This is a genomic window from Thalassospira mesophila, assembly GCF_002115755.1.
In the GTDB taxonomy this organism is placed as follows: domain Bacteria; phylum Pseudomonadota; class Alphaproteobacteria; order Rhodospirillales; family Thalassospiraceae; genus Thalassospira; species Thalassospira mesophila.
Map to the genome: position 1 here is coordinate 152,882 of NZ_JFKA01000002.1, position 26,380 is coordinate 179,261.

Here is a 26,380-nt window from a genome sequence, read left to right on the forward strand (position 1 = left end):
CCCGGATTGACCATTGCCAATGCGGGGCGATTAACGCGATGCGCGGACAAGGTGCCAGTTAAGGTTGTGCCGGTTCGAAACGCTTTGTCGCAGTAATGCTTATGCCTTGTTATTGGGCTATCTGTTGTTGATGCACATCAACGCTGGGCTGTTTTCTTTACGCCATGATCTGCCGACAAACTCGGGAAAACAACCATGTTGAACAGCTATAAAGCGCGCCCCTTGACCGCTGGCGTTGCGGATATGACATACCCTTTGGTCCAGATGACCGAGCCTGGCATGACCCTGCAAAAATGGCAGGATTTCGTGGCAGATTATGTGTGCGCCGATGACCCGATCCCTGAAAGCCTGTGGCTGCGCAGCAAGGGAATTATGATTATTTGCAACGAACGCGGTTATGTTCACGGGCTGTTTTCATATGAAATTCGTGCCGATATCAGCATCGGTTCGGTGTTGCATGTCGACAATGTCAAAGCCGTTGAAATTGTTGCCCGCGGCCATGTCCTGCATTGCATGCGCGAAGCAATGGATCGCCTGTTGCGTCTGCATGGCTGTGCGGCCACCTATGTGGCGGTCGACGAGCCAAATTTGCGCATGAAATCGTTTTTTTCAGATGCCGGTTTTGTGCCACGCAAAATCCGCTATTGCGCCCCGGCTTCAAAGCCGTGATGCTGTAGGGCCTGATCGCCTTTTTACAGCCGGTAGCCCAGTGATATGAACGCAATTCCCTTTATCAAGATGCATGGCCTTGGCAACGATTTTGTCGTTTTTGACGGACGACGCGATTCGGTCGTGCTTGACATGGACGACGCCACCGCCGCCCGCATTGCCGATCGCAAAACCGGTGTGGGCTGTGACCAGCTTATTGTCATTGAACCATCACGCGATGACGACGCCGATGCCTTCATGCGCATTCGCAACAATGATGGCAGCGAAGTCGGTGCCTGTGGCAATGCCACGCGCTGCGTTGCCGATGTTTTGATGGCCGAGCTGAACCGTCGCGATGTGACCGTGCAAACCGTTGCCGGGTTGCTTGAAGCCCGGGGGCTTGAAGATGGCCAGGTTAGCGTTGATATGGGCCCGGCCTGGCTTGACTGGCGCGAAATTCCGTTGCTTAAAGCGGTTGATACCAATCACATTCCGGTGTCGGTCGGCCCGTTATCGGATGCGGTGGGTGTGAGTGTGGGCAACCCGCATGCGGTATTTTTTGTCGATGATGCCGAAAAAATTGACCTGGAAAAATACGGACCGATTCTGGAACATCACGATATGTTTCCCGAACGCGCCAACATCGAAGTTTGCCATCTTATGGCGGAAAACCGCATTCGCATGCGGGTGTGGGAACGCGGTGTGGGCATTACCCGTGCGTGTGGCACTGGTGCCTGTGCCGTCGGGGTTGCTGCGGCACGCCGCGGCCTGACCGGGCGCACCGTCGAAGTTGTTCTTGATGGCGGCGTTTTGGGCATTGAATGGCTGGCCGATGACCATGTGCTAATGACCGGTCCGGTTGCCACCAGTTTTTCCGGTGTTCTCCATCCTTCCCTTTTTGGTGTTCATTGATCGGGTTTTCGCGCGGGGTTTGCGTTGGGGCTTGCACCGGGCTTGCGGATCGGCCAAAAAAGGCACCCGATGATCGCGCCGCTGTTCTGGCGGCTGCTTCCGGTTTTGGGGCATCACTGTATTGCCCCGCCGGGGCTTGTTAAACGCAAAGGCAGGTTCTGATAATGGCTGATTTCAATACGCTTGACGGTGTTTCTGTCGCAGGCAAGCGCGTTTTGCTGCGTGCCGACCTTAACGTTCCGATGAAAGATGGTGCCGTAAGCGATACCACGCGTATCGACCGTACCGTGCCGGGCCTGATCGAACTGGCCGATGCCGGTGCGCGGGTGGTGGTGATTACCCATTTCGGGCGGCCCAAAGGCCAGCGCGTTGCTGAAATGTCGCTTAAGCCGGTGGCCGATGCGCTGGCAAAACAGCTGGGCCGCCCGGTTGCCTTTGCTGATGACTGTATTGGTCAGGCTGCTGGCGATGTGGTGAATGGTTTGAAAGACGGCGATATCGCCCTTCTGGAAAACCTGCGTTACCACGCCGGGGAAGAAAAAAATGACCCCGCCTTTGTCGATGAACTGGCAAAGCTGGGTGATATTTTCGTTAACGATGCCTTTTCGTGCGCGCACCGCGCCCATGCCTCGACCGAAGGTTTAGCGCGCAAACTGCCCGCTTATGCCGGTCGTTTGATGCAGATCGAACTTGAAGCCCTGGGCAAGGCGCTTGAAGCCCCCAAACACCCGGTTATGGCGATTGTCGGCGGTGCCAAAATTTCCACCAAGCTGGATCTGTTGGGCAATCTGGTGGAACGGGTTGACCAGCTGGTGATTGGCGGCGGTATGGCCAATACGTTTTTGGCTGCCAAGGGTGTGGATGTGGGCAAGTCGCTTTGCGAGCATGACTTGCTGGCAACCGCACGCGAAATTTTCGCCAAGGCCGAAGCCGCCAATTGCGAAATCGTATTGCCGGTTGATGGACTGGTTGCCAAGGAATTTAAAGAAAATGCCGATCATGTTGTTTCGGATCTAAAAGCGATTGATGCCGATGGCATGATTTTGGATGCAGGCCCGGCCACCATTGCCGATTTAAACAAGCGCCTTGAAAGCTGTGAAACGCTGGTATGGAATGGCCCGCTGGGTGCGTTTGAAATTACCCCGTTTGATACGGCAACGGTTTCGGTGGCCCAACACGCGGCCAAGCTGACCAAAGCTGGCAAATTACTGTCGGTTGCCGGTGGCGGCGATACGGTTGCAGCCCTGCGCCATGCCGGCGTTGATGCCGACTTTTCCTATATCTCGACCGCGGGTGGGGCGTTTCTGGAATGGCTTGAAGGCAAGGTTCTTCCCGGTGTGGCTGCCTTGCGCCAAAATTGATCAGGCAGCACGTGCGGGGCTGATCTGCCTGCCACAAGTCGGATGATATTTGACAAACCCCTGCCGGAGTCTTCTGGCAGGGGTTTTTTATGGCAGGTGCCACTTACCCGGATGATGGTTCTGCATTTCTTCATGCAGGCAATTTGAAGGCATCCCTAAAAGGTATAGGCTTTTTGAGCCGGTATTTCAGGCGGTCCTGCAGTTTTCAGAGCAATTTTGAACGATCTGCCAAGCCGTGATGGAGGGCGGGTTTTCCGACATTGACCCGCGTAAAATTAGCAAATTTTTGCAATTTTTGGTCCCATGGGCAGGGTGTCATATTGTTGCCATGTTCTAGCCAAAGGTTGGGGGTGCTAACCCTCCCTGGTTTTGTCACAGCATGGACGTTTGTCACAATGACTGGTCATGACAGCCGACTTCATCACTGCTTGCTCGTTACACCTATCCCTCCGCCTTCGTAACGGGCAGGTTTCTTAAATTTCAGCAAAAAGCTGGCATGTGTCGCTCTCCCCGCGATGCGTGAATAATTACATGTGTCCCATCCCGTTCAAAAATCCCGTTTACGGAACTAACAGATGATCAAATTTGAGCATCTGACGCGCCGCTATGGTGACTTCATAGCGGTGGATGACGTCAGTTTTGAAATAAAGCACGGCGAGATCGTCGGTTTGCTGGGCCATAATGGTGCCGGTAAAACCACAATCATGAAAATGATTACCGGCTATCTGGAGCCGACATCGGGCAAAATTGCCATTGATGACCTGGAGGTCGGGCGAGATACCCGCGCCATTCAGAAACGCATCGGTTATTTGCCTGAAAACTGCCCGGTTTGGCCGGAAATGACAGTAATCGACTATCTCGATTATCAGGCAAGCCTGCATGGTGTGCCTGCCGATAAACGCCCGGCGGCGGTGGCCAGTGCCATTCGCCGCACGGTTTTGCAAGCCAAGGCAACCGCGTCCATTCAAACCCTGTCGCGCGGTTATCGCCAGCGTGTTGGCGTAGCACAGGCCATTTTGCATAATCCCGATATCATCATTCTTGATGAACCGACCAACGGCCTTGATCCCACGCAAATTCGCCATATGCGCGATTTGATTGCCGAACTGGCCAGAACCGCCACCGTGATTGTTTCCACCCATATTTTGCAAGAAGTACAGGCCGTTTGCGAACGTGCGCTGATCATGCGGGCGGGCAAACTGGTGGTCGATGCCCGCATTGATGACTTGCAACAATCAGGCGGGTTGCTGGTAACGGTGGACCGCGATGCTGATCAGGCCTTTTCAACCATCCCTGAAATTACTGGCATTGTTAGCCATTCCGAAGAAGGCGGTCTGCATCATTACCGATTGAATGCCAGCAATGATGCCGCGCCAGTCATTGCGCAGGCCCTAAACCGCGAAGGCTTGCAGCTTTATGCGTTGCAGCCGCAACGTCGTGATCTTGAAACCATTTTCGCCGAGGTGAATGAGGAGGTGGTCAATGGCTGACATCCTGCGTATTTCCCGCAAGGAATTTCGGGGATTTTTCGCCACACCCGCCGCCTATCTGTTTATTGGCGCGTTTCTGGCGGTAAATCTGTTTGTGTTTTTCTGGGTTGAAACCTTTTTCGCCCGCAACATTGCCGACGTGCAGCCATTGTTTAAATGGATGCCGGTGTTACTGATTTTTCTGGTTTCCGCCCTGACCATGCGGGCCTGGTCCGAAGAACGTCGGTCCGGAACTTTGGAAACCTTGTTAACCGCCCCGGTCCGGCCCATTTCGCTGGTGCTGGGCAAGTTTCTGGCTGCATTGCTGCTGGTGGTTCTGGCGCTGGTGTTAACCCTGCCATTGCCGATTACTGTTTCCATTCTGGGCCCGCTTGACTGGGGCCCGGTAATTGGTGGTTATGTCGCCACCCTGTTTTTGGCCGCCGCCTATATCGCCATCGGCCTTTATATGAGTGGCCGCACCGATAACCCGATTGTCGCGCTTATCCTGACCGCGCTTGTATGCAGTGTATTTTACCTGATCGGGTCCGATACGCTGACATCGCTGTTTGGTGATAAAATTGGCGGTTTGTTGGCCGCATTGGGCACCGGCACCCGGTTTCAGTCCATCACACGCGGTGTGCTCGATCTGCGCGATCTTTATTATTACCTGTCGATTGTTGGTGTGTTTTTAACGCTGAACCTGTTCAGCCTTGAAAAACTGCGCTGGCATGGCAACCCGACCAGCAACAAACACCGTGTGTGGGGGGCTGTTGCCACCCTGTTTGTGCTGAACTTTGTTGCCGCCAACTTCTGGCTGGCGCCAATTACGGCGGCACGCGCCGATATGACGCACCAGCACATTTATTCGCTGTCATCCTCGACCAAGCAGGAACTGCAACATTTGCAGGAACCGTTGGTCATTCGGGCCTATTTCTCGCCGCGAACCCACCCGTTGCTGGCCCCGCTGGTGCCGCGGGTAAAGGATTTGCTGTCGGAATATCAGGTGGCATCCAAGGGCCATGTCCGGGTGGAGTTTATTGACCCGACGGCAGACCCCGATAAGGAACAGGAAGCCGCATCCAAATACGGTATCCGTCCGGTGCCGTTTCAGACCAACAGCCGCTATCAGTCGTCCGTGGTTAATTCCTATTTCGATATTGTCGTTGCCTATGGCGATCAGTTCGAAACATTGACCTATGGCGATTTGATCGAGGTAAAAACCCGGGGTGAGGGCGACATCAATGTTGGCCTGAAAAACCCGGAATATGAGATCAGCCGCACCATTCGCAAACTGGTCAATCAGTATCAGGCCGGGGGCAACCCGTTTGAAAACATGACCCAGCCGGTGACGTTTGAAGGCTTTGTTTCGCCCAGCGATAAATTGCCCGATCAGTTGCAGAAATTCCGCCAAACGCTGGACGGCGTTTTAAAGGATTATAAGGATCAGGCAGGCGACAAGTTTAACATTGCCTTTGCTGACCCCGATGCAAATGACGGTGCGCTGGCAACCCGGTTGCAAGATGATTATGGCTTTAGCCCGCAAGTGGCCAGCCTGATGAACCCGCAACCGTTCTGGTTTTATATGATGCTGAAAAGCGGCAAGGACGAGGTACAGGTGCCTTTGCCTGAAACCACGGACAAAGCTGCGCTGAAACGATCGATCGATTCGGCCCTGCATCGCATGGCACCGGGTTTTTTAAAAACCATTGCTTTGGTTAAACCGGCATCGCCCCCGCCGAGCCCCTATATGCAGCAGGCCCCCGGCCCGCGTTATACGGAACTCGACAAAACCCTGTCGGAAAACGCCCGTGTGGTGGAAACCGATTTGAAAGACGGCCACGTTCCCGAAGCCGCCGATTTGCTGATGGTCATGGACCCGGTCAACCTTGATGACAAACAGCGTTTTGCCATTGACCAGTTCCTGATGCGCGGTGGCAGTGTGGTGATGGCAACATCGCCTTACGATATCAGCATTACCAACACCCTTTCGGCCAAAAAAGTCGACTCTGGCCTGAAAGACTGGCTTGCCGGTTATGGCGTCTCGATTGACGATAAAATGGTGCTGGACCCGCAAAATGCATCCTTGCCAGTGCCGGTCGAACGCAAAATTGGCGGCATGACGGTCCAGCAAATCAGCATGATGCCATACCCGCATTTCCCCGATTTGCGCGGTGATCAGCTTAATGGCGATAACCCGGTAACTGCCGGGCTGGGTCAGCTCACCCTGAACTGGGCATCGCCGGTAACGGTCGATGGTGCCAAAAACAAGGACCGCACGGTAACGGCCCTTCTGCACAGCTCCAAACAAAGCTGGTTGTCAGACAGCACCGATATTCTGCCCGATTACAAAGCCCATCCTGATGCCGGGTTTGCTGTTTCGGGCGACCGTGGACCGCATGATCTGGCCGTCGCGATTGAAGGGCAGTTCAAATCCTTCTATGCCGGTAAGGAATCGCCGCTTTTGGCAGATGACGCCAAAAACGCCGATAAAAAGGATGCGAAAAAAGGTGATGCGGCCACAGCTAAAAAGGACGACGATAAAAACGTTCAGATTGGCGGCGTGATTGATCGTTCGCCGTCTTCTGCCCGTCTGGTTCTGGTGGGGTCCAACAGCTTTGCCGATGATATGTCGCTTAGTCTTGCATCACGCGGAATGGGCACACGCTACACGGCACCGCTGGAATTTATGCAAAACGTGATCGATTGGTCGCTTGAAGATCAATCCTTGCTGGCATTGCGCGGACGGACCCAGTTTGCCCGGACCCTTGTTCCAACATCCGAAGGTTCTGAACAGATTTGGGAATATCTGAATTACGGTATTGCCCTGATCGGTCTTTTGGCTGTGTGGGGCTGGCGTCGCCGGGTGGCGGCAACCGAACGCAAACATTACCAGCGCATTCTTGAGGAGGTCTGAAATTATGAAACGGACCATTCAGATATTGGTGGTGTTGTTTATCGTCCAGGTTGGCTTTGCCATCGGGATCAATTTTTACCAGCCGCAAAGCACGGATACCGGCGGAAGCGATAAACTTGTCGCGACCAAGGTTAATGCTGTTGATATCGACCATGTCACCATCGAGGATTCAGATGGTGCCAAGGTAAGCCTTGCGAAAAACGGCAAGGATTGGCAATTGCCCGATCAGGACAATTTCCCGGCCGATGGCACCAAGGTTGATGGTTTGATCAGCAAACTGACCGGCCTTCACGAAGGCCTGCCAATTGCGACATCAAGCGGTGCGATCAAACGGTTTAAACTGGCGAAGGATGATTTTGAACGCCGTATTACCCTTAAAAACGGCGATAAGGCGGTGGCGACCCTGTATTTCGGGACATCGCAGGGCACCCATCAAACCCATGCCCGCCGCGATGATCAGAACGAAGTCTATGCCGTAACCATGGGCAGCTATGACGCCCCGGCCAAGGCAGATGACTGGATCGATAGCACGGCTTTGCAAATATCGGCTGACGATATTGTTAAAATGGATGTCGATGGCCTGTCCCTGGTGGCAAGCGAGGTGCCGGTTGCAAAAGGCGATGCCAAATCTGCTGATAAATCTGCTGCCAAACCGGCAACGGATGAAAACGCCGACAAGGCAGACCTGGACAAAGCCAAAACGCAAACGGTTTGGAACCTTGCCAATGCGGCACCGGATCAGAAATTGCAACCTGCTGCCGCCTCTACGCTTGCGGCGATGACGGCAAAGGTTCGGATTTCGTCGGTGCTGGGCAAAGATGCGAAACCGGAATACGGCATGGATCATCCGGTGTTGAAAGTGTCCCTGACGATCAAGGGCAAGGACCAGCCGGTTGAGTATGTGATGGGCAAAAGCGATGGCAAAGACGGGGATTATACCCTGAAACTGTCATCACGGCCGGAATATTTCCGCATTGCGGGCTATACCGGCAAACAGCTTGAGCAACATGCCAATGCAAAGGCGTTGCTGGTTGGCGCGAAGGACGATGCCAAACCGGCACCGGGCAGCGATAGCCCGGCAAGTGCCAAGGCAATGAACTGAGCAGACCAGACAGCCGGGAATCCCGGCGATAATCTGAACGATAAAGGCCCGGCAATTCAGTTTGCCGGGCCTTTATTTTAAAAACGGGCGTTATGGCGATGATGTGGTGGGGGGCTACGACGCGGTATTGTTGCCGCCAGACCCGGATGCGGAATTATCCCTGGGGGCCGATTTAACGGCATCATCACGGGGGGCATCCTTGTCGGCGGGGGGCTTGGCCGTATGAACAATGGTGTTTTGATCGGGCAGGCTTTTCTCGGCGGTGGTGTCAATAATGGCAACCCGGTCGGCCAGAAATGCGCCATATCCGCCATCCATCATCGCGGCAAGTTCGATGTAAACACTGAACAGTCGCGATAATGTGTCGGTTTCCTCGGGTTCGAGAATGGCAAGAAGTTCGGCACTGCGGGCTTGCCCGGTTTCAAAATGTTCCCATGCCTTTTCCAGCATGAAGGTGCCCAGCACGTTCAGCGTGTCATAGTCTTGCTGACCGATTGCGTTGCGAATTTCGCCAATGCTGATGTCGGCTGCCAGTAACATTTCACCCGGAATGGTCACCAGCCGGTCCGGGCCTTTAACGTCAATCGGCAGGTCGCGCAGGATGTGAATGACATAACAAAAAATTGCCATGTCGCGCGCGTGATATAACGGCGATGCCGTCAGGTTGGAAACATAACCGATTTCGTCGTCATAGCGCGCAGACAGCAAATAGACGAAAATTGATGCCGGGGCAGCGGTGGCCCCTTCGCAATAGGCGATAAAATCGTCCCACTCATCTAGCGGGTCTTCGGCGACATCCTTGCGCAGGGCCTCGGCCAGTTTGACCCACGGTTCGACCGATAAATCGCTTTCGCCCAATGTCAGGGTCAGCGCATCGTAAACCGGGCCGGGCAGGGGGCCAACATCGGGCCACGGGTTGTCGGCCATCACCTTGGCAGCTTCGATCTGGTCTTGCCAGCGGTCGATAATATCAAAGGTGTCATCGCGCAGATTATCGCGCTCGGCGTCGGATTTTTCTAAAAAACCGTCATCGACAATATCGTCAATCACTCGCATGGAGGCATAAGCCGCCAGAAAAAACCGCTGCCGCGCCGGGTTCAGGCGCATGGCGGCCCGGTACAGATTGGCGTTTTTGGCCGCAGCCAGTTCCTTGCAAGCAAGAAACGGATCTTGAGAAGAACCGGAAAAAGGCGAAGGTGACACGGTCATTTATTTTCCAGGGCTTGCCGTAATTCTAAAACCAAAGGCGGGTATATTGCCCTGTCTTTGGGGGCGGCATTAAAAATGCGTCCATTGGCAACATGCAGCCTCGTTGCCACACTGGCAAGAGAACAGCCGTGCCATAGCGCGATTTTAGCGGAAATTGATGACTTATGCCTTAAAATTGCAGCCGATAGCCTGCAGTCAGGCCCAACATGGCATCAAACCGGTCGGTCGAGCTGCTGCTTGACGATGATGTAAGGTCGCTGGTCAGGCGGCCATGGATGCCAACCCATAAATCCTCGAACGGCATATAGGACAGGCTGGCAGCAAGGCCCGCACTGTCGGATCCGGTTTCGCCATTAAACCCGGCACCGGAAATGCCGCTGTCATTACGTAATGTTGGCGTCACCAGATAGTCTTCGTCGTCGGTCCCTGATGTACCAATATGGTGGCCCAGCGATCCGTTAAGCTCCACAACCGGGCCAAAGGCAAAACCAACCGCGCGATTGGGCGAATAACCAATGCCAAACTGGGCTGAAAGGCCTTTGTTTGCGGTCTGGTCGCTGTTGGCTTCAAACCACATCAAGCCAGACTGGTCCTTGGTATTCCCGTTGGTTTTGCTGCCCGGCAAAGTCAGGACTGCGCCGTGGCGGCGGCCCGGCGCGCTGCTGAAATAATTATCAAATCCATGCCGTCCCGGTGCGGGTAAAATACCCTGCACCAGATAGCTTGATGTATCAGCGGCTGTTTCTGCCGGTGCTGCGGGAACGGCCATTTCGGTTTCGCTGACGGCTTGCTGTGCGCAGGCAATAAACGGGAACACGGCGGTTAGCATCGCAATGCCGCCGATCAGTCCTGCTTTTAAATATTGCTGCGTCGTCATCGCCGTTATTCCCGTCTTGCTCACGTCAGTACCATCTGCAGTGTTCATGCGTGACCGCCGATAAATCGACAGTCACTAACCTGAACGTTTGCAGGCACCGAAAAGGACGCCCCCGAAAGAAAAAAATTTGCATCTTTGGGCCGAACAACGTCTGGCGACGGGATGCGGTTTTTTTTGTTTGCGTGTCAGGATGCGGCAATATGGTCATTTTGGCGCCAATGGCCAGCCGACTTATTGCATAGCAACCATTCCCAACTGGTTTTCCAGCTTTTTTGGATCATTCCAGTATGCGGGCTAAAGTGGTTTTTGTGTGATTAATTCAGCTTTTTAAGAATATTTTAACCGATTCGACCTGGCCCCTGGTATTGAGATAAGGTGCATGGCCGCAATTTTCCAGACTGACCAGATGCATTTCCGGTTTTGCCGCCTGCATTTTTTTCACAATCGGTTCCGGCACCAGGTCGGATTGCACGCCGCTAAACATTGTCAGCGGGCAGGACAGGCGGTTAAATATGTCCCAGCCATCGTAATCGTCGATTTGATCGCGGAAAACTTCCATCACGCGCGGGTCGTAATGCATGGCATATTTGCCATTGGGGAGGCGACGGGCCGAATACATCGCCAGTTCGGCCCATTCGGCGTCATTTTCCAGGCCAAACGGGGCATAAATGACCCGCATGATGGCATCGATTTCGGCAATGCTGGCAAATTCCGGCGTGCCCCCGACATAGGCCTTGATCCTGTCCACGGCATCTTGTGCCAGTTCGGGGCCGATATCGTTTAGCAAAATCCGGTCAATGCGTTTGGGTGCCACATCGGCAACGACCATGCCGATAATGCCGCCCATCGATGTGCCAATCCAGCTACAGTGATCGATATTGAAATGATCCAGCATTTCAATCATTTGGGCGGCGTAAAAGCCCGGTACATATTCTTCATCCGGGTTTTGGGCCCAGGCGGAATAGCCGCGGCCGACAATATCGGGGCACAAAATGAAATAATCATCGGTCAACTCGCGGGCGAGGATGTCAAAATCGGTCGATAACCGGGCCAGCCCATGCACCATCACGATGACAGGCTTGCCCGGTGTGCCCCACTGGCGAATGCGGGTTTCGTATCCGCACAGCTTAACAAACACATCGCGGACCCTGCGGCCCGGAGTCGGCAATGACTTTGCGGCAAGTTCGGCGTGGTTGGACATGGTCGCACCTGTCATGTTGTTGCGGGCCGGGTATCGCGTGACAAGAAAATGGATTGCCCGATTTTAGCGTTTGCTGGCAACGATGAACAGCCGGTTGAACGGAAATAGCGTGATGCCATCGGGCCGGGCGGGGTAAACGTGTTTGAGCCGGGTTTTGTAATGCGCGCAAAAGGCAGCACGGGCATCATCATCGGGCAGGTTGGCCAGAACCGGGCGCAGTGCGGTTGCAAACACCCAGTTAAAAACCGGGTCTTCCCCGCGCAGAACATGGCAATATTGGGTTTGCCACAAATCAACATTGCTACAATGCGGGGTCAGAACATCGAAATAATCGCCCGGACGCATGATTTTAAGCTGGTCCTGTGCTGCGGCAACTTCCTTTTCCCATTTTTCACCGGCTTCCGAAATCAGCTGATGGCTGGGGGCAAGAAAATTGTTAGGCACCTGAAGGGCGATCAAGCCGCCCGGTTTTACAAAGCCACACAGGCGGGGCAGCAGGTTTGCATGGCCCGGCACCCATTGCAGGGCCGCATTGGAAAACAAAAGGTCAATCGGGGCCTCTGGTTCCCACGCTGCAATATCGCTTTGCTGCCAGATGATGCGATCATCATGGGCGCGCGCCTTTTCCAGCATTTCTGCCGAATGGTCGATGCCGGTAATGACCGGTTCGTTACCATTGGTGGCAAACGCGTCGACCAAAAGCGACGTGACGGTTCCCGGCCCGCATCCAAGGTCGACAATATTGGTCGGGTTAAATCCCTGGGCGGGTTTGGGCAGGCGGGCAATCAGGTCAATCGCCGGGCGGCGGCGTTCATCACCGAAAAGGCCATACTGGTCTGGATCCCAATGTGTATTGGTCAAAATCCGGTCCTTTCGTTATCTCCCCGCCGGGCGCGTGTCCGTCGGGGTTTAATGTGTTTTTTCAACCTCGTCGAAATGGCTGTTGATCAGCGAGAACATAAACAGAATGGCCCCGAAAAACATCACCAGTCCGACAAAATAGGAATATCCGTCATGTGCGGCTGACGCATAAAACAGGCCACCAAGGCCAACGGCAATGGCCAATATACCAAATATCAGGCGATCCATACCCATTTTAGAACCTTTCCAAACCCAGGGGTGATAATGACACCGGAATTTAATCAAATGCGTGCTTTGTTCAAGCGCGCATTTGGTCTTATGCCTGATCAGGCCCCTGTTTTATTTGATCTGGAACAGTTTTGAAAATTTCTACCAACTGCAGGTAAACAGGGCGTTTAAACGGTACAATGATGTCGGGCAGGGACAAAAAATCGTTCCAGCGCCAGGCGTCAAATTCCGGGTGATCACCATGAATGACAAAGTCTTCGTCCTTGCCAAGATAGCGCATGGCGAACCATTTTTGCTTTTGCCCGCGATATTTACCGCCAAATGCCTTGCCAATCAGGTGTTCTGGCAAATCATAGGTCAGCCATTCCGGGGTTTCGGTAATGATTTCGGCCTGATCGGTGCCGATTTCTTCCATTAATTCACGTAAGGCCGCCTGTTTTGGTGTTTCGTCACCATCAATGCCGCCCTGGGGCAGTTGCCATGCCCCTTCAAATCCGATGCGATTGCCAATCCAGACATCGCCGCGCCCGTTAAACAGCGCGATGCCAACACAAGGGCGATAGGGAAGGTCGCTTCCCGGTGCATCGCTGTCGGACGATTGCCCGGCATCAAGGGGCAGGGGCAGGGAGGTGGATTTATGTTTTTTGGATTTTTTCTTCTTGTCTGCTTTGGGTTTTTTGGCAGGATCTTTGGACATGGCAGATCAGTTACCCTCGATGGTTTCTTCGGTGGCGTCAGCATTGGTTGGCGCAGAGTCCCCCTTGCCCGCATTTTCGGTTGTTTGGTTCATGCGTTGGGCAGCGGCGGCTTCTTGTGGTGATTGCGGTTTGACCTGCTTGCTGGCAAGGGCAGAAACCGGTGCAAGTTTGACCCCCTGACGTTCCAGCCGCTGCGCCCAGTTACGCAACCGCTGAATTGTCACCGGGTAGGATTGGGCAAGACCAATGGCAAAACCCTCGGTCTTGGCCTTGTTTACCAGTGCACTTAACTGGGCATCAATTGCACGTCGGCTGGGCACGGTATCGATATTAAAATCAACAATGGCATTGGGTTCTTCAACATTGGCGGCCAATTGCGCCGCCAGGCTGACCATGCCGGTATTGCTACCATCAATATACATCAGCCCGGTTTTATCAAGAAAATCAATAACCGGGCGAATGGAACTGTCGAGATTGGCAAATTTGGACCCCAAATGGCCAACCACGCCGACATATCCGGGGAAGCGGGCCAAAAGCCATTCCAGCCGCACCAGATTTTCGCCTTCAGGCAGGCTGGTCATCAAGGCGCGCGGGCCGGGGTCCGATAACGGGAAGTCATCGGGCTCCATGGGCAACTGCAAAAACACTTCATGGCCGACCATCCGGGCCCGCGCCAGTGTTTTGGGCAGGTTTTCGGCATAGGGCGACAGGCCCAGCGAAATATTCAACGGTAAATCTTCGATGGCTTTATTGGTGCGGTCGGCATTCAGGCCCAACCCCGTCACAATCACCGCGACATAGGGTTGATCGGGTTCCAGCGTAAAGGGCCGGGCATAGGCCTGTGCCGGCGTTGTGCCATCGTCGGCAATGCGGGGCACCCGGCCAAAACTGCCTTCTTCATCCAGACCGGGGATCGGGGCCGGTCGCAGGGGATCGGCTTCTATTTTAACATCAAACTCGCCATCGGCGGCCATGGCGGCCAGTTCCTCGGGCGATGGGCCGCCCGGGGCAATGGCTTCTTTGCCCGCATTTTCGCCCGTGCCATTTGCCCCGTTACCTGTCAGGTCGGCAATGCCCGGCGGCAGGTCACCCAGCGCGTCGGGGCTTGTGCCATCCGCGGTGCCTGCACTGGCGGCAGCCTTGCGGCGGGCTTCTTCTTCGGCGCGGTTTTTTGCCTCGACATCAAGCACGCCTTTGGCAATTTCGTCTTGCAGCTCGCGTTCTGTACCGGGGATGGCGTCGGTTACTTTTGGTCCGCCCAGATGGATCAGCCGCCAGCCGGTTTCGGGGTCGATAATGGGCAGGGCGACAAGGGATGCGATGCCAAACGGCAACAGCCACAGTACCAGCAACAAAAATTTGGACAGCCGCCAGCGCCGCGACGGCGGGCGTAACGGCAACAGACGGTATTGTTCGTCGTAAGGCAGTTCTGTAAACGGAACATCCTCCGCCACCGTGTCGGACAACATATCGTCGTCCGTATCGGTTGCAGAGGATTCCGTTTTGCGGCGAGGCCGCAGAAATTTGAACAGTTTACCGATCACTGCGGGTCAGTCTCTTCCTGTTCCCGTCACGATCTTTCAGCTTTTTGATCGGAAGCTGCCATAAAGCGAGATACCCCGGATCATATCAAGTGCGCGGGCAAGCTGATAATCGTCTTCGGTTACTTTTTCGGCGTCCTGACGGCGCTGGTCTGCTTCGGTTTCAGCATCGAGGGTGGTTGTATCCTCGTTATGCAGGGCACCATTCAGGTCTGCTTCGGACCGGCGCTGGCCGGTTTCGACGGTTTCGACCTTCGACTGCGGAACAATGATATCGGGTACAATACCGACTTCCTGAATCGAACGGCCAGACGGGGTGTAATAACGCGCTGTGGTCAGGCGCAGGGCGACATTGCCCGGCATCGGCAATATGGTCTGAACCGACCCTTTGCCAAAGCTGCGTGTGCCCATAATGATCGCACGGCCATGGTCTTGCAAGGCACCGGCGACAATTTCCGATGCCGACGCCGACCCGTCATTGATCAGAACAACAATCGGCAGGCTGTCGGCAAGGTCGCCGTCCTTGGCGGTATAGCGTTCGGTGTTTTTGGTATCACGCGGGCGGGTCGAAACAATTTCGCCTTCGTTCAAAAACGCGTCGGAAACCGCAATCGCCTGATCAAGCAAACCACCGGGATTGTTGCGAAGGTCGATCACGAAACCTTTCAGTTTCGGTCCGATTTCCTTGCGTTGGTCTTCGATGGCGCGTTGCAGGCCGCTAAAGGTTTGTTCGCTGAATTTGGTAATGCGGATGTAACCGACATCGTTTTTCACCTGCGGGCGCACCGACTGGATTTTAATCACAGCCCGGGTCAGCGTTACATCGAACGGGGCCTGTTCGCCCTTGCGCACTATGGTTAGTTTGATGTCGGTATTAACCTTGCCGCGCATCATGTCGACCGCGTCGTTAAGCGGCAGGCCGCGCACCGATTTGCCATCGATATGGGTAATAAAATCGCCCGGCTGCAAACCGGCCTTTTGGGCCGGGGTATCAAAAATCGGGGAAATAACTTTTACAAAGCCGTTTTCCTGGGTGACTTCGATGCCCAACCCGCCAAATTCGCCCCGGGTATCAACCTGCATGTCCTTGAAATTATCCATATTCAAATAGGATGAATGCGGATCAAGCGAGGTCAGCATGCCGTTAATGGCGGCTTCGATCAGTTTCTTGTCATCGACCGGTTCAACATATTTGGCTTTGACCTGTTCAAACACGTCGCCAAAAAGGTTTAGCAGCCGATAGGTTTCGGCTGATGATGTCGGGGTGCTACTGGGGGCCGGAGACTGTGCAAAAACCGGCGCCGCAAGACCGATATTCAGGCCCGCCGCCAGTGCAAATACTACCAATCGAGACGTTTTCATCCGCTTACCTTGCCGTTTTGTGATGCCAGCCAGGGAAGCGGATTGATCGCTTCGCCGTCATGGCGCATTTCGAGATACAGTTTTGGCCTGTTTTCGCCCATGGTTCCAACAGGTTCACCCGCCAGTACATATTGTCCTACCACACTGTCCAGACGATCAAAACCCGCAACAAGACTATGGTATCCTTCGCCGTGTTCGATAATCAAGAGGCGGCCATAGCCACGGAACGGCCCGGCGAACACCACTTTGCCATCAAAAGGCGAGACAACCTGTGCTTCAGGGCGGGTTTCAATCTCAATTCCCTTGGCGTGCGCGCCGCCCGGAAGGCCACTTTGTACGCTGCGTTCACCAAAAAGTGTTACAATTTTGCCCGCCGCAGGCATGCGCAAATGCCCTCGGGCCTCGGTGATGGAGCTGGCAACTGATGCTTCTTCGACCGCGTCGCTGCGATCGGGGCTGCTTTTACGGGCCGGTTGGGCCACAGATGCGCTTTGGGTTGGCAGCACATTGGTAATTTCGCTGTCGGGCGCGTCCTTGACCAATTCATAGTCGGGCTTTTCGCGCGGGGAGGGCAAACCATCGGCACGGTTTTTAATGCTGGCAAGTAACTCGCCCAGCGTTTTGGCTTCCTGCGCCATTTTTTGCACAGCACGGGCGGCTTCGCGGGCTTCGTCTTCGGTATCCTGGCGTAACTGGCGTTTATCGTCGAGCAATCGCGACAGGCTTTCGCGTTCGTCGCGCAGTTTTGCGGTGACGTCGCCAAGGTCGCTGCGCCGGGTTTTAATGGTGGCGCGAAGATCGGTGATTTCGCCCAGTTCGCGCTTTAAATCCTTGGCGTGCTGTTCAACGCCGGGCAAGGCCGCCTTTAACAATATCGCCGATCGCAATGTGTCTTGCGGGCTGCGCGGCAAGGCAATCAAGGCGGCAGGCGGGGTGGTTGATAACCGTTCCAGCGCCATCAGGATGCGGGCATATTGCCCGGCCTTGTCTTCAAGCGCGGTGGTGGCGTCTTTTTCCCGGTTTTCAAGCTCGACCAGCTTGTCTTCAATATCGGTCAGTTCGCTTTCATATTGCTGAACCCGGCGGGCAACCGATACTTCTTCGGATTGCAGGGCCTGTTCCTCGGTCAGCAGTTCGTGCGATTTGCGCGACAGGAATTCTTCCTGCTTTTGCTGTTCGGAAAGCTGGCTTTGCACGGCATCAAGGCGTGAATCGACCTTGCGCAGGGACTCGGCGCTTGCCGGAAAAAGGGTACCGGCCCCCGCCACCATCACGGTCGCCAGTGCCGGTACCATCAACCATTTGCCAATATCAGCTTGCCGGGGGCAGCGCAGCATCGGGGTTCAGACCTTCGATCAACGTTTTTCCGGTCATGTCCGCGGGTTGCGGCACGCCCAGCAATTGCAACAATGTCGGGGCAACGTCGGCCAGGCGGCCATCGCGCAGGGTAATACCCTTTGGCCCGTTAACCAGAATGGTCGGTACCGGGTTCAGGGTATGGGCGGTGTGCGGTTCGCCGCTGTCGGGGTCAACCATGGTTTCGCAGTTGCCATGATCGGCGGTAATAAACATAACGCCGCCCACCTTGCGAATGGCCGCAACAACCTTGCCCACACATTCATCAACGGCTTCGGCGGCTTTCATGGCTGCCGATAAAATACCGCTATGCCCGACCATGTCGGGGTTGGCGAAATTGACAATGATGGTGTCATAGGTTTCGGCTTCAATCGCGGCAACCAGTTTGGCGCAGACTTCAGGGGCCGACATTTCGGGCTGCAAATCATAGGTCGCAACCTTGGGCGAGGGGACTAAAATGCGGTCTTCGCCGGGATAGACCTGTTCTTCGCCACCGTTAAAGAAAAACGACACATGCGGATATTTTTCGGTTTCGGCAATGCGCAACTGTTTCATGCCCGCCCTGGAAACCACTTCGCCAAAAATATTGGGCAGGGTTTTGGGCGGATAAATCGCATCCATATAAGCCGCGTGGCGGGATGAATATTCGACCATTCCGGCCTGAACGGCAAATTTAACCGGTGTTTTACGGTCAAACCCGTCAAAATCGGGCGCGCACAGGGCAGCCAGAATTTCGCGCGCCCGGTCAGCACGGAAATTGGTCATCAGCAGACCGTCGCCGTCTTTCATGCCGTCATAATCGCCAATGATGGTTGGCAAAATAAACTCGTCGTTGGTGTCGGCATCATAGGCGTTGGTGATGGCGTCTTCGGCAGATTTTGCCTGCTTGGCATTGGTGTAATTTTTGCCATCGACCATCGCGAAATAGGCCTGGCTGACCCGTTCCCAGCGATTATCGCGATCCATCGAATAATAGCGCCCGGTAACGGTCGCAATTTCAATATCGGCATCGCCCAGAAGGGCGCGGAATTTTTTCAAAAATCCGGCCGCACTACGCGGCGGCGTGTCGCGGCCATCGGTATAAGCATGGATTTTGACGGCAATACCGGCATTGGCAATAATTTTGGCCAGGGCCGCCATATGCACCTGATGCGAATGAACCCCGCCTTCGGATAAAAGCCCGGCAATGTGGCACACGCCGCCGCTTTTTTTCAGGCTGGCAATCACTTTTTTGACGGCATCGGTATCGGCAATGCTGCCGGTTTTGACGGCTTCGTCAATTTTGGGCAGTTCCTGCATGACAACGCGGCCGGCACCCAAATTCATATGGCCAACTTCGGAATTGCCCATTTGCCCTTCGGGCAGGCCAACGTCAAGGCCACAGGCCATCATAAAGCCGGTTGGATTATGGGCATATAAATCGTCCCACACCGGCGTATTGGCCAGTGCAACGGCGTTGTTTTCGCTTTCTTTGCGATAGCCCCAGCCATCCAGAATGCAGAGCACCACCGGACGGGGACGCTTTACGGCGTTCGATACAGTCACTGTCATAACCCCACTTCTAGGATAAAAGACTGAATTACCAGTAAACAAACCTGTAAATGATGATCCAGTCATAGGTCAAAACGGCGCCGGGCGCGGTGGGTTCCGCCATCTGACGCAAATTCTGATCATAACTTATCATGAAAGATGGTGCTGAACAGCCTTCGCGCAGGAAATTTTCGCGTCGCAACCAGCCCTGCTTTGACAAGGATCGCCTCAAACAGGTACGATAAAATCCTTAAACGGTGATACCTCGCACACCGCAATGGGAGAGACCGGCCGGGCAACGTTCCGGCAGGCGCCGAAGGAGCAATTCACCCCGAACACTCTCAGGCACATGGACCGTTGCGGATTGAGGCTCTGGAGAGCGAAAGCCGGTTATTTTGGCGGTTTTCCACCGAAGGATGAAGTCGCGGCGTGCATGCGCCCGACGCACAATCTCAGGTAAGGGCCACTTGGCCCTAAAGGACAGAGGGGGCTGGCACCGGTTCGTTGATATCGCAGCAAATATTGCAGAAAAATATAACGCGATCAGAGCCGAGGGAGGCCTATGCCCACTTCATCCACGCAACGTCCCCAGGACGTTAATCTTTCTGTTGTTGATTTATATACCATCGGAATCGGACCATCGAGTTCGCACACCGTTGGCCCGATGCGGGCCGGTTACCGGTTTTGTCTGGAAATGGATGCCCGCAAACTTCTGCCCCAAACCGGCAGCGTGATTGTTGACCTTTACGGGTCGCTTGCCCTGACAGGCAAGGGGCACGCCACCGACACGGCGGTTTTGATGGGCCTGTGCGGGCAACGCCCGCGCTCGGTTGATCCCGATAAAATTGCCCCGACGGTTGAGGCGATCAGGCGCGATAGCTGCCTGATGCTGTTTGATCAGCAAAAAGTTGATTTCAATTTTGAAAACAACATTGTTTTTCATATGGATGAAAGCCTGCCGCAGCACCCCAATGGCATGCGGATAACGGCCTTTGATCGCGATGGTGTGAAATTGCATTGTCAGGAATATTTTTCGGTCGGCGGCGGGTTTATTGTCTCGGGCGATGATCGCGGGGCGGAATATTCCGGCGATAATATCACCCTGCCACATCCTTTTTCATCGGCGGATGAATTGATGGCGATTTGCAAAAAACATCATTTGTCGATTGCCGAAATTATGATGGAAAATGAAAAATCGTGGCGGGCAGCCGAGGAAACCTATGAATTTGTTGATCGCGTTTATCAGGCAATGATGGATTGCATTGATCGCGGTTGTGCCACGCCGGGCATTTTGCCGGGCGGACTAAATGTTAAACGCCGGGCCAACAAACTGTACCGTGAGCTGGTGGATTGCCCCGAAGCCGGGTTGAAAGACCCGCTAACCGTGATTGACTGGGTTAATCTTTATGCGCTGGCGGTAAACGAGGAAAACGCCGCCGGCAGCAAGGTGGTAACCGCTCCCACCAATGGGGCGGCGGGCGTGATACCCGCTGTTTTACGCTATTATGAGCGGTTTTGCCCCAATGTGACGCAGGCGAAAATCCGCGAGTTTTTGTTAACGGCGGCGGCTATCGGTGCGATTTATAAAAAACGGGCTTCCATCTCGGCCGCCGAGGTGGGCTGTCAGGGCGAAGTCGGTGTTGCCTGTTCGATGGCGGCGGGGGCGCTGTGTGCTGTGTTGGGCGGCACGCCCGAACAGGTGGAAAATGCTGCCGAAATTGGCATGGAGCATAATCTGGGCCTGACCTGCGACCCGATTGGCGGGCTGGTGCAAATCCCTTGCATCGAACGCAATACCATGGGGGCGGTCAAGGCGATTAATGCGTCCCGCCTGGCCATCCGCGGCGATGGCCAGCATACCGTATCGCTGGACCGTGTGATCGAAACCATGCGCCAGACCGGGGCCGATATGCAAAGCAAATACAAGGAAACCAGCCAGGGCGGACTGGCGGTTAACGTAAATGTGGTTGAATGCTGATCTGGCAATGATTGTGGAAGCATAGCACGTGGTTTTCGGGCCTTTGGGGCCGTTCAACCTTCAATCATGTCGCTGATAAGATCAAATATGGTCTTAATGGACGCCTCGAAGGCCGGATGATGTCGGCTTTTGGGGCGTTTATCGTTTTTGGACACCGATATAACCCCATTCCGGTCAGAATATCGCCACCAATCGCCGGTAGTGTTTAGAAACTGAAGTTAAACTAATACTAAAATTAAACCGGAAAAATCCGGTCAATTGGTTGGGTGATATTGATGGGCAAAAAACTGTTCCGCATTTATGTGGCGGTCAGTCTGGATAGTTATGTCGCGCGTTCCGGCGGGGCGGTGGACTGGCTTGACGACTACGATCCGGCAGAATTCAATTTCGAGGCGTTTCTCGATCAGATCGGAACGCTGATCATTGGGCGTCGGACCTTTGATCAGGTGATGTCATATGGCGCGTGGCCTTATGGCGACCGGCGGACCATTGTTTTGACCTCGCATCCGCTTGATAACGACGCCCCGGAAAACACGGTCGCATTTGGCGGCAGCCTGATGGATCTGGCTGATGCCCTGCGTAATGAACGCCTTGATAACGGTGATGTGTGGGTTGTTGGCGGGGCCAGCGTGATCAACCAGTTTTTGTTCGCCAATCTGGTCGATAAACTTGAACTGTTTGTTATTCCGGTGGTGCTGGGCGAGGGCATTGCCCTGTTTGGCAAGGATACCAGCCATTTAAACCCGGTGCCGGTTTCAACCCATATTTACAAATCCGGTGTGGTGCGTATGGAATATAAGCTGAAATAGCGGGTGGAATTGCGCGCTTGCGGAAAATCAGCGGGCAAAATTACTGCCGATAGCCACAAGGCAATGGCTATCGGCATTTTTATGTTCTGGTGTTATTTGCTGCGTGCCAACAGGCTATCGCGCAATTTATCGGAAAATTCGACCAAGGCCTGCGACGCTGTTTGCGTCCAGTCATTATCAAGAACCATTTGCATGCCATCCTGATAATGGTTTTCAACGACCAGGCCGTCTTTTAACGCGGGCAGGTCGCCATCAAGTGACACCTTGATGCGGTTATGCAGGGTTAGTTGCCAGAAACCGGGCTGCATCCATGTCCAGAATTGCATGATGTTGGCAGAAACCGGAATGGCGGTTTGGGCGTCGGTATCGGTGCTGTTTACGTCAAATACGCGGTATCCGGCCCGGCGAAACCCGGTGGTGATGGCCGATTTTATCTGATTGGCGACGGTTTCGCCTTCGGGTAACAGCACATCCCCCAAGGCTTTGCCAAATCCGCCGCGTTTACGCGCATAAGCACGTTCAGTAATGCTGCGGTCATTAATTTTTGAGTCAGAAAGCGACGGAATATCGGCTGATCGCGGTTTGATCTGAAATTCGCGGTTATCAACCACGTTAACCAAGCGAATGGCTGTACCATTTTGCGGATTGGGTGAAGCAGATGGCGCGTTAAGATCCACCACGCTGCGGCCCGTGGCGCAGGCACCCAAAACCAGCATGCTGCCGATTACAGCAGCCATGCGAAGCTGTTTGAACACAACAAAATCCCCCTTGTGTGCTTGCAAAGACGCCTGTTTAACCGTTACGTGCAGGGTCTGCAAGTATTTGGGGAATAAGTATTTTTATGCTCCACCAAAGGGTGGGGTATTGCTATTCGCGATGATAGGGATGGTTGGTTTGAATGGCGTGGGCGCGAAAAAGCTGCTCGGCGATCAGGGCGCGTACCAGCATATGGGGCCATGTTGCCTTGCCCAGCGACCACATGGCATTGGCGCGGGCTTTTATTGCATCGCCGTGGCCGTCGGCCCCGCCAATGGCAAAGGCAATATTGCCGCCGTTCTGGTCGATCCAGCCTTCAAGTTTTTTGGCAAAATCGATGGATCCATATTCGCGCCCGTGTTCGTCCAGCGCGATCAGAAAGGCATTTTCGGGGATGGCGGCCAGCAATAATTCTGCTTCGCGGGCCTTAAGCTGGGCTGCGGGAAGTTTTTTCTTTTCTTCGACCTCGCGCAGGGCAAAGGGCCAGCGCAGACGGGCGACGTAATGGTCGAACAAATCCTTTTCCGGGCCTGCCTTGATGCGGCCTACAGCGGCAAGGGTGATTTGCATGTTCGGTCGCCCATTTGGTTTGTGGCAAGGTTTTGGCGGAAAGGCTGTGGAAAGCTTGTCGAAAGGCCGGGAAAATTCGGGCGCAAAACTGTATCGGGCCAGTATGTATAGCCCGGATACAAATTTGTTTTACCGGTTGCGTGAAATGGCAAAAGGCTGGTGGCCCGGCGAAAAGCGCCGGGCGACAGCAAAAGTGCCAATCAGTACAGACGGGCTGGCTGTTGTTTCAAGGCCGGGTTTTCAACGCCCCACATCTGTTCGATGTTGTAAAAGGCGCGGACTTCCGGGCGGAACAAGTGAATGATCACGTCGCCCGCATCAACCAGAACCCAATCACCCTGTGTGGTGCCTTCGGCCAGCGCACGGCCCTGACCTGAACTTTTCAGGGTTTCAACAATATGTTCACCCATCGAGGCAACCCGGCGCGAGCTGGAGCCTGATGCGATGATCATATAATCAGCCATGGCTGTTTTGTCGGTCAGATTAATAGTGACAAGATCTTCGGCCTTGTCGTCCGTCAGTGTTTCCTGAATAAGAGCAAGCAACTCGCTCGGTGTCAGGCGTTCATTTGCGGTAATTATTGTCGCCACCTTAATTTAGGGTGGATGTTCGCCGCCATCACGCGGAAATTAAAACACCCACAGGTCAAACCTGCCATCGGCCTTCGGCGCGAATCGCCGTAGAAGAAGCCGGATGGCGCCGTATCGGCAGGTAAACCCAAGCTGGTGTTTCCATATCGGCCAGCAAACCTGCCTTTTCTGCGGCAATGCGCCAGCGTTCCATACGCTGTGCTGCGGTGCCACGCAATGCTTTATTAGAATAACCCTCGCGATCAAGAACCGCAATGGGCGCGCAATACATCAGTTTCTGCCAGAATTTCCAGCGATCAAACTGTGCCAGATTGTCCGCGCCCATCAACCAGACAAATCGCGTTTGGGTAAAACGGCGTTGCAAGGCTGCAAGTGTGTCGGCGGTATAACGGGTGCCAAGCTGTGTTTCAATTGCAGAAACAACAATGCGGGGATGTGTTGCCATCATTTGTGCAGAATCAAAGCGTTCTTTCAGTCCTGCCATACCCTGACGGGACTTTAGCGGGTTCTGCGGCGAGACCAGCCACCAGACTTCGTCAAGCTGCAAGCGCTTTAACGCTTCAAGCGAAATATGCAAATGCCCCTCGTGGGCGGGGTTGAATGACCCGCCCAGTAATCCGACTCGGGGTGGGGCATTATGTCGGCGCGGAATGTGAACGCTTATCACGGGCGGGTTTGCCCGGTGCCACGCACCACATATTTATAGCTGGTCAATTGTTCGACTCCAACCGGGCCACGTGCATGCAGCTTGCCTGTCGAAATGCCAATTTCCGCCCCCATGCCAAATTCGCCGCCATCGGCAAACTGGGTGGATGCATTTACAATCACAATGCCGCTATCGACCCCGTTTAAAAATGCTTCGGCCGCGACGCTGTCTTCGGCAAGGATGGCATCGGTGTGGTGCGATCCGTAATGATTGATGTGGTGAATGGCATCTTGCACGCCATCAACGGTTTTGATCGCGACAATCGCATCAAGATATTCGGTCGACCAGTCTTCCTCGGTCGCCGGTTTTATCTGGCTATCAACACTGCGCGCAGTTTCATCGCCGCGCATTTCACAGCCCGCTTTGGCAAGGTCTGCGGCAAGTTGCGGCAACAGGGTTTTAACCACATCGCGGTCGATCAAAACGGTTTCGGTCGATCCGCAAACCCCCACCCGGCGCATTTTGGCATTGAGCACAATCGCACTGATTTTGGCAGGGTCAGCACTGGCATGAATATAGGTGTGGCACAGCCCTTCGAGATGTTTGAACAGCGGAATGCGGCTTTCATCGGTAATGCGCTGGATCAGGCTTTTGCCCCCGCGCGGCACAATCACGTCGATATAATCGGACAGTTTCAGCATTTCACCAACCGCCGCCCGGTCGGTAACCGGGATCATTTGAATGCACGCTTCGGGCAGGCCTGCCTCGATGACACCCTGTTTCATGCAGTCAAAAATCGCACGCGACGAATTAAAACTTTCCGATCCGCCACGCAAAATGGCGGCATTGCCCGATTTCAGGCACATCGCAGCGGCATCGGCGGTGACGTTGGGGCGGCTTTCATAAATGATACCAATCACGCCAAGCGGCACACACACACGCGCAATATCCAGCCCGTTATGTTCCGGGGTCCAGCGCGCCATTTCGCGACCAACCGGGTCGTTTTGTTTGGCAACATCTTCAACACCCTTCGCCATCGCGTCAACGCGGGCCGGGGTAAGTTCCAGCCGGTCAAGCAAGGCCGCGGTCAGGCCTTTTTTGCGGCCACCGTCCATATCTATGGCGTTGGCCGCCAGAATTTTATCGGCATTTTCGCGGATCAGACGGGCGGCAAAATTCAGGGCATCAATTTTTGGCTGTGACGGGACCTGGGCCAAAATCAGGGCGGCGTCGCGCGCGGCAATGCCGATGCGAAGCATAAGGTGTGACATGTCCTGGTTTTCGGTGCTGGCAAGTGCCGTCATGGTCCTGTTTCCGTCTATTGGCCCCGCTTGTCGTCGGCGGTGTGGCCTTAAATTGTAAAATCGTCAACAAATTAGCAACATAGTCCGGCCCGCAGCCAACTGCAATCACCTTGGTGCGGTTTAAGACTGCGGTTTATTACGGATCTAAACTCTGCCGGTTTTTCGCGTTTGACGGGCAAAAAGCATTCCGGCGCAAGGCCACGTCTGTTACCGTGAGCCTTCGGGTTTCTCTGCCGGTTTGTTCGGTGGGGAATAATAGGGAATATGGTGCGGCATTTTGCGTTGCATTTGGCCAAATCCATAACTGCCCCCGCAACTGTAAGTGCCGGTTGCCTCCTTGATGTCACTGGGATGATCCCGGGAAGACGGAATGGCAACAATCGGCACAAGTCAGGAGACCTGCCCGAATTTTTGTCACTGACAGGGCCCGTAATACTGGCCTGTCCATGCACGGT

23 protein-coding genes and 2 riboswitches are annotated in these 26,380 nt (G+C 54.4%); of the genes, 8 read left to right on the forward strand and 15 right to left on the reverse strand.

Going from position 1 to position 26,380, the window contains the following annotated elements:
• Positions 1-195: 195 nt before the first annotated feature.
• The 6 genes from TMES_RS05090 (at position 196) to TMES_RS05115 (ending at position 8,409) form a co-directional block, all read left to right on the forward strand.
• Positions 196-669, forward strand: a complete 474-nt coding sequence (locus tag TMES_RS05090; protein WP_245835217.1) for a hypothetical protein — start codon at positions 196-198, stop codon at positions 667-669.
• 45 nt (positions 670-714) lie between these two features.
• On the forward strand, positions 715-1,560 hold the full coding sequence (gene dapF / locus TMES_RS05095) for a diaminopimelate epimerase (protein ID WP_085580174.1): 846 nt from the start codon (positions 715-717) through the stop codon (positions 1,558-1,560).
• A 164-nt stretch (positions 1,561-1,724) separates the two neighbouring features.
• The gene (locus TMES_RS05100; protein ID WP_085580176.1) at positions 1,725-2,921 is read left to right on the forward strand and encodes a phosphoglycerate kinase; all 1,197 of its coding nucleotides are present in this window, start codon (positions 1,725-1,727) and stop codon (positions 2,919-2,921) included.
• A 575-nt stretch (positions 2,922-3,496) separates the two neighbouring features.
• Positions 3,497-4,411 (forward strand): ABC transporter ATP-binding protein, encoded by a 915-nt coding sequence (locus TMES_RS05105; protein ID WP_085580178.1) that lies wholly within the window; start codon positions 3,497-3,499, stop codon positions 4,409-4,411.
• A complete protein-coding gene (locus TMES_RS05110; RefSeq protein WP_085580180.1) occupies positions 4,404-7,307 on the forward strand; it encodes a Gldg family protein in 2,904 nt (967 codons plus the stop codon). Before TMES_RS05105 ends, TMES_RS05110 begins: the two co-directional genes overlap by 8 nt.
• Before the next feature lie 4 nt (positions 7,308-7,311).
• Positions 7,312-8,409 (forward strand): DUF4340 domain-containing protein, encoded by a 1,098-nt coding sequence (locus TMES_RS05115; protein ID WP_085580182.1) that lies wholly within the window; start codon positions 7,312-7,314, stop codon positions 8,407-8,409.
• A 114-nt stretch (positions 8,410-8,523) separates the two neighbouring features.
• On the opposite strand, the gene TMES_RS05120 is transcribed toward TMES_RS05115, so the two are convergent.
• The 10 genes from TMES_RS05120 to gpmI form a co-directional block, all read right to left on the reverse strand.
• Positions 8,524-9,618, reverse strand: coding sequence for a squalene/phytoene synthase family protein (locus tag TMES_RS05120; RefSeq protein WP_085580184.1), 1,095 nt, complete (start codon positions 9,616-9,618; stop codon positions 8,524-8,526).
• A gap of 169 nt (positions 9,619-9,787) precedes the next feature.
• The gene (locus tag TMES_RS05125) at positions 9,788-10,495 is read right to left on the reverse strand and encodes a hypothetical protein (protein WP_085580186.1); all 708 of its coding nucleotides are present in this window, start codon (positions 10,493-10,495) and stop codon (positions 9,788-9,790) included.
• A gap of 319 nt (positions 10,496-10,814) precedes the next feature.
• Entirely contained in the window at positions 10,815-11,696 is an 882-nt protein-coding gene (locus TMES_RS05130; protein ID WP_085580188.1) for an alpha/beta fold hydrolase, read from the reverse strand.
• 63 nt (positions 11,697-11,759) lie between these two features.
• Complete coding sequence (locus TMES_RS05135) at positions 11,760-12,557, reverse strand: methyltransferase domain-containing protein (RefSeq protein WP_085580190.1); 798 nt, start codon at positions 12,555-12,557, stop codon at positions 11,760-11,762.
• A 48-nt stretch (positions 12,558-12,605) separates the two neighbouring features.
• A complete protein-coding gene (locus tag TMES_RS05140) occupies positions 12,606-12,791 on the reverse strand; it encodes a hypothetical protein (RefSeq protein ID WP_085580193.1) in 186 nt (61 codons plus the stop codon).
• A gap of 82 nt (positions 12,792-12,873) precedes the next feature.
• On the reverse strand, positions 12,874-13,482 hold the full coding sequence (locus tag TMES_RS05145; RefSeq protein ID WP_085580195.1) for an RNA pyrophosphohydrolase: 609 nt from the start codon (positions 13,480-13,482) through the stop codon (positions 12,874-12,876).
• A gap of 6 nt (positions 13,483-13,488) precedes the next feature.
• Positions 13,489-14,952, reverse strand: a complete 1,464-nt coding sequence (locus TMES_RS05150) for a divergent polysaccharide deacetylase family protein (RefSeq protein ID WP_085581169.1) — start codon at positions 14,950-14,952, stop codon at positions 13,489-13,491.
• A gap of 111 nt (positions 14,953-15,063) precedes the next feature.
• Entirely contained in the window at positions 15,064-16,386 is a 1,323-nt protein-coding gene (locus tag TMES_RS05155; protein ID WP_085580197.1) for a S41 family peptidase, read from the reverse strand.
• Entirely contained in the window at positions 16,383-17,723 is a 1,341-nt protein-coding gene (locus TMES_RS05160) for a murein hydrolase activator EnvC family protein (protein WP_085580199.1), read from the reverse strand. The genes TMES_RS05155 and TMES_RS05160 overlap by 4 nt, the downstream gene beginning before the upstream one ends.
• The gene (gpmI, locus tag TMES_RS05165; protein WP_085580201.1) at positions 17,698-19,293 is read right to left on the reverse strand and encodes a 2,3-bisphosphoglycerate-independent phosphoglycerate mutase; all 1,596 of its coding nucleotides are present in this window, start codon (positions 19,291-19,293) and stop codon (positions 17,698-17,700) included. Before gpmI ends, TMES_RS05160 begins: the two co-directional genes overlap by 26 nt.
• A 247-nt stretch (positions 19,294-19,540) precedes the next feature.
• Positions 19,541-19,639, forward strand: a riboswitch (glycine riboswitch).
• Positions 19,640-19,834: 195 nt separating this feature from the next.
• On the opposite strand from gpmI, the gene TMES_RS05170 reads away from it, so the two are divergent.
• Both TMES_RS05170 and TMES_RS05175 read left to right on the forward strand, forming a co-directional pair.
• Positions 19,835-21,250, forward strand: a complete 1,416-nt coding sequence (locus tag TMES_RS05170) for an L-serine ammonia-lyase (protein ID WP_085580203.1) — start codon at positions 19,835-19,837, stop codon at positions 21,248-21,250.
• 275 nt (positions 21,251-21,525) lie between these two features.
• Positions 21,526-22,059: a dihydrofolate reductase family protein gene (locus TMES_RS05175; RefSeq protein ID WP_085580205.1), complete on the forward strand. Its 534-nt coding sequence runs from the start codon at positions 21,526-21,528 to the stop codon at positions 22,057-22,059.
• A 92-nt stretch (positions 22,060-22,151) separates the two neighbouring features.
• Here the strand turns inward: TMES_RS05175 and TMES_RS05180 are convergent, their stop codons facing one another.
• The 5 genes from TMES_RS05180 to TMES_RS05205 form a co-directional block, all read right to left on the reverse strand.
• Complete coding sequence (locus TMES_RS05180) at positions 22,152-22,814, reverse strand: flagellar biosynthesis protein (RefSeq protein WP_143589544.1); 663 nt, start codon at positions 22,812-22,814, stop codon at positions 22,152-22,154.
• 112 nt (positions 22,815-22,926) lie between these two features.
• Positions 22,927-23,385: a 23S rRNA (pseudouridine(1915)-N(3))-methyltransferase RlmH gene (rlmH, locus tag TMES_RS05185; protein ID WP_085580209.1), complete on the reverse strand. Its 459-nt coding sequence runs from the start codon at positions 23,383-23,385 to the stop codon at positions 22,927-22,929.
• A 200-nt stretch (positions 23,386-23,585) separates the two neighbouring features.
• Entirely contained in the window at positions 23,586-23,975 is a 390-nt protein-coding gene (gene rsfS / locus TMES_RS05195; RefSeq protein WP_085580213.1) for a ribosome silencing factor, read from the reverse strand.
• A 55-nt stretch (positions 23,976-24,030) separates the two neighbouring features.
• Positions 24,031-24,642, reverse strand: coding sequence for a nicotinate-nucleotide adenylyltransferase (locus TMES_RS05200; RefSeq protein ID WP_342746304.1), 612 nt, complete (start codon positions 24,640-24,642; stop codon positions 24,031-24,033).
• Complete coding sequence (locus tag TMES_RS05205; protein ID WP_085580215.1) at positions 24,639-25,925, reverse strand: glutamate-5-semialdehyde dehydrogenase; 1,287 nt, start codon at positions 25,923-25,925, stop codon at positions 24,639-24,641. Before TMES_RS05205 ends, TMES_RS05200 begins: the two co-directional genes overlap by 4 nt.
• A gap of 205 nt (positions 25,926-26,130) precedes the next feature.
• A riboswitch (cobalamin riboswitch) is annotated at positions 26,131-26,346 on the forward strand.
• Positions 26,347-26,380: the final 34 nt, after the last annotated feature.

Coding starts and splice junctions, on each gene's coding strand:
- TMES_RS05090 (WP_245835217.1), top strand. CDS start 196: ATGTTGAACAGCTATAAAGCGCGCCCCTTGACCGCTGGCGTTGCGGAT.
- dapF (WP_085580174.1), top strand. CDS start 715: ATGAACGCAATTCCCTTTATCAAGATGCATGGCCTTGGCAACGATTTT.
- TMES_RS05100 (WP_085580176.1), top strand. CDS start 1,725: ATGGCTGATTTCAATACGCTTGACGGTGTTTCTGTCGCAGGCAAGCGC.
- TMES_RS05105 (WP_085580178.1), top strand. CDS start 3,497: ATGATCAAATTTGAGCATCTGACGCGCCGCTATGGTGACTTCATAGCG.
- TMES_RS05110 (WP_085580180.1), top strand. CDS start 4,404: ATGGCTGACATCCTGCGTATTTCCCGCAAGGAATTTCGGGGATTTTTC.
- TMES_RS05115 (WP_085580182.1), top strand. CDS start 7,312: ATGAAACGGACCATTCAGATATTGGTGGTGTTGTTTATCGTCCAGGTT.
- TMES_RS05120 (WP_085580184.1), bottom strand. CDS start 9,618: ATGACCGTGTCACCTTCGCCTTTTTCCGGTTCTTCTCAAGATCCGTTT.
- TMES_RS05125 (WP_085580186.1), bottom strand. CDS start 10,495: ATGACGACGCAGCAATATTTAAAAGCAGGACTGATCGGCGGCATTGCG.
- TMES_RS05130 (WP_085580188.1), bottom strand. CDS start 11,696: ATGTCCAACCACGCCGAACTTGCCGCAAAGTCATTGCCGACTCCGGGC.
- TMES_RS05140 (WP_085580193.1), bottom strand. CDS start 12,791: ATGGGTATGGATCGCCTGATATTTGGTATATTGGCCATTGCCGTTGGC.
- TMES_RS05145 (WP_085580195.1), bottom strand. CDS start 13,482: ATGTCCAAAGATCCTGCCAAAAAACCCAAAGCAGACAAGAAGAAAAAA.
- TMES_RS05150 (WP_085581169.1), bottom strand. CDS start 14,952: ATGTTGTCCGACACGGTGGCGGAGGATGTTCCGTTTACAGAACTGCCT.
- TMES_RS05155 (WP_085580197.1), bottom strand. CDS start 16,386: ATGAAAACGTCTCGATTGGTAGTATTTGCACTGGCGGCGGGCCTGAAT.
- TMES_RS05160 (WP_085580199.1), bottom strand. CDS start 17,723: ATGCTGCGCTGCCCCCGGCAAGCTGATATTGGCAAATGGTTGATGGTA.
- gpmI (WP_085580201.1), bottom strand. CDS start 19,293: ATGACAGTGACTGTATCGAACGCCGTAAAGCGTCCCCGTCCGGTGGTG.
- TMES_RS05170 (WP_085580203.1), top strand. CDS start 19,835: ATGCCCACTTCATCCACGCAACGTCCCCAGGACGTTAATCTTTCTGTT.
- TMES_RS05175 (WP_085580205.1), top strand. CDS start 21,526: ATGGGCAAAAAACTGTTCCGCATTTATGTGGCGGTCAGTCTGGATAGT.
- rlmH (WP_085580209.1), bottom strand. CDS start 23,385: ATGCAAATCACCCTTGCCGCTGTAGGCCGCATCAAGGCAGGCCCGGAA.
- TMES_RS05205 (WP_085580215.1), bottom strand. CDS start 25,925: ATGACGGCACTTGCCAGCACCGAAAACCAGGACATGTCACACCTTATG.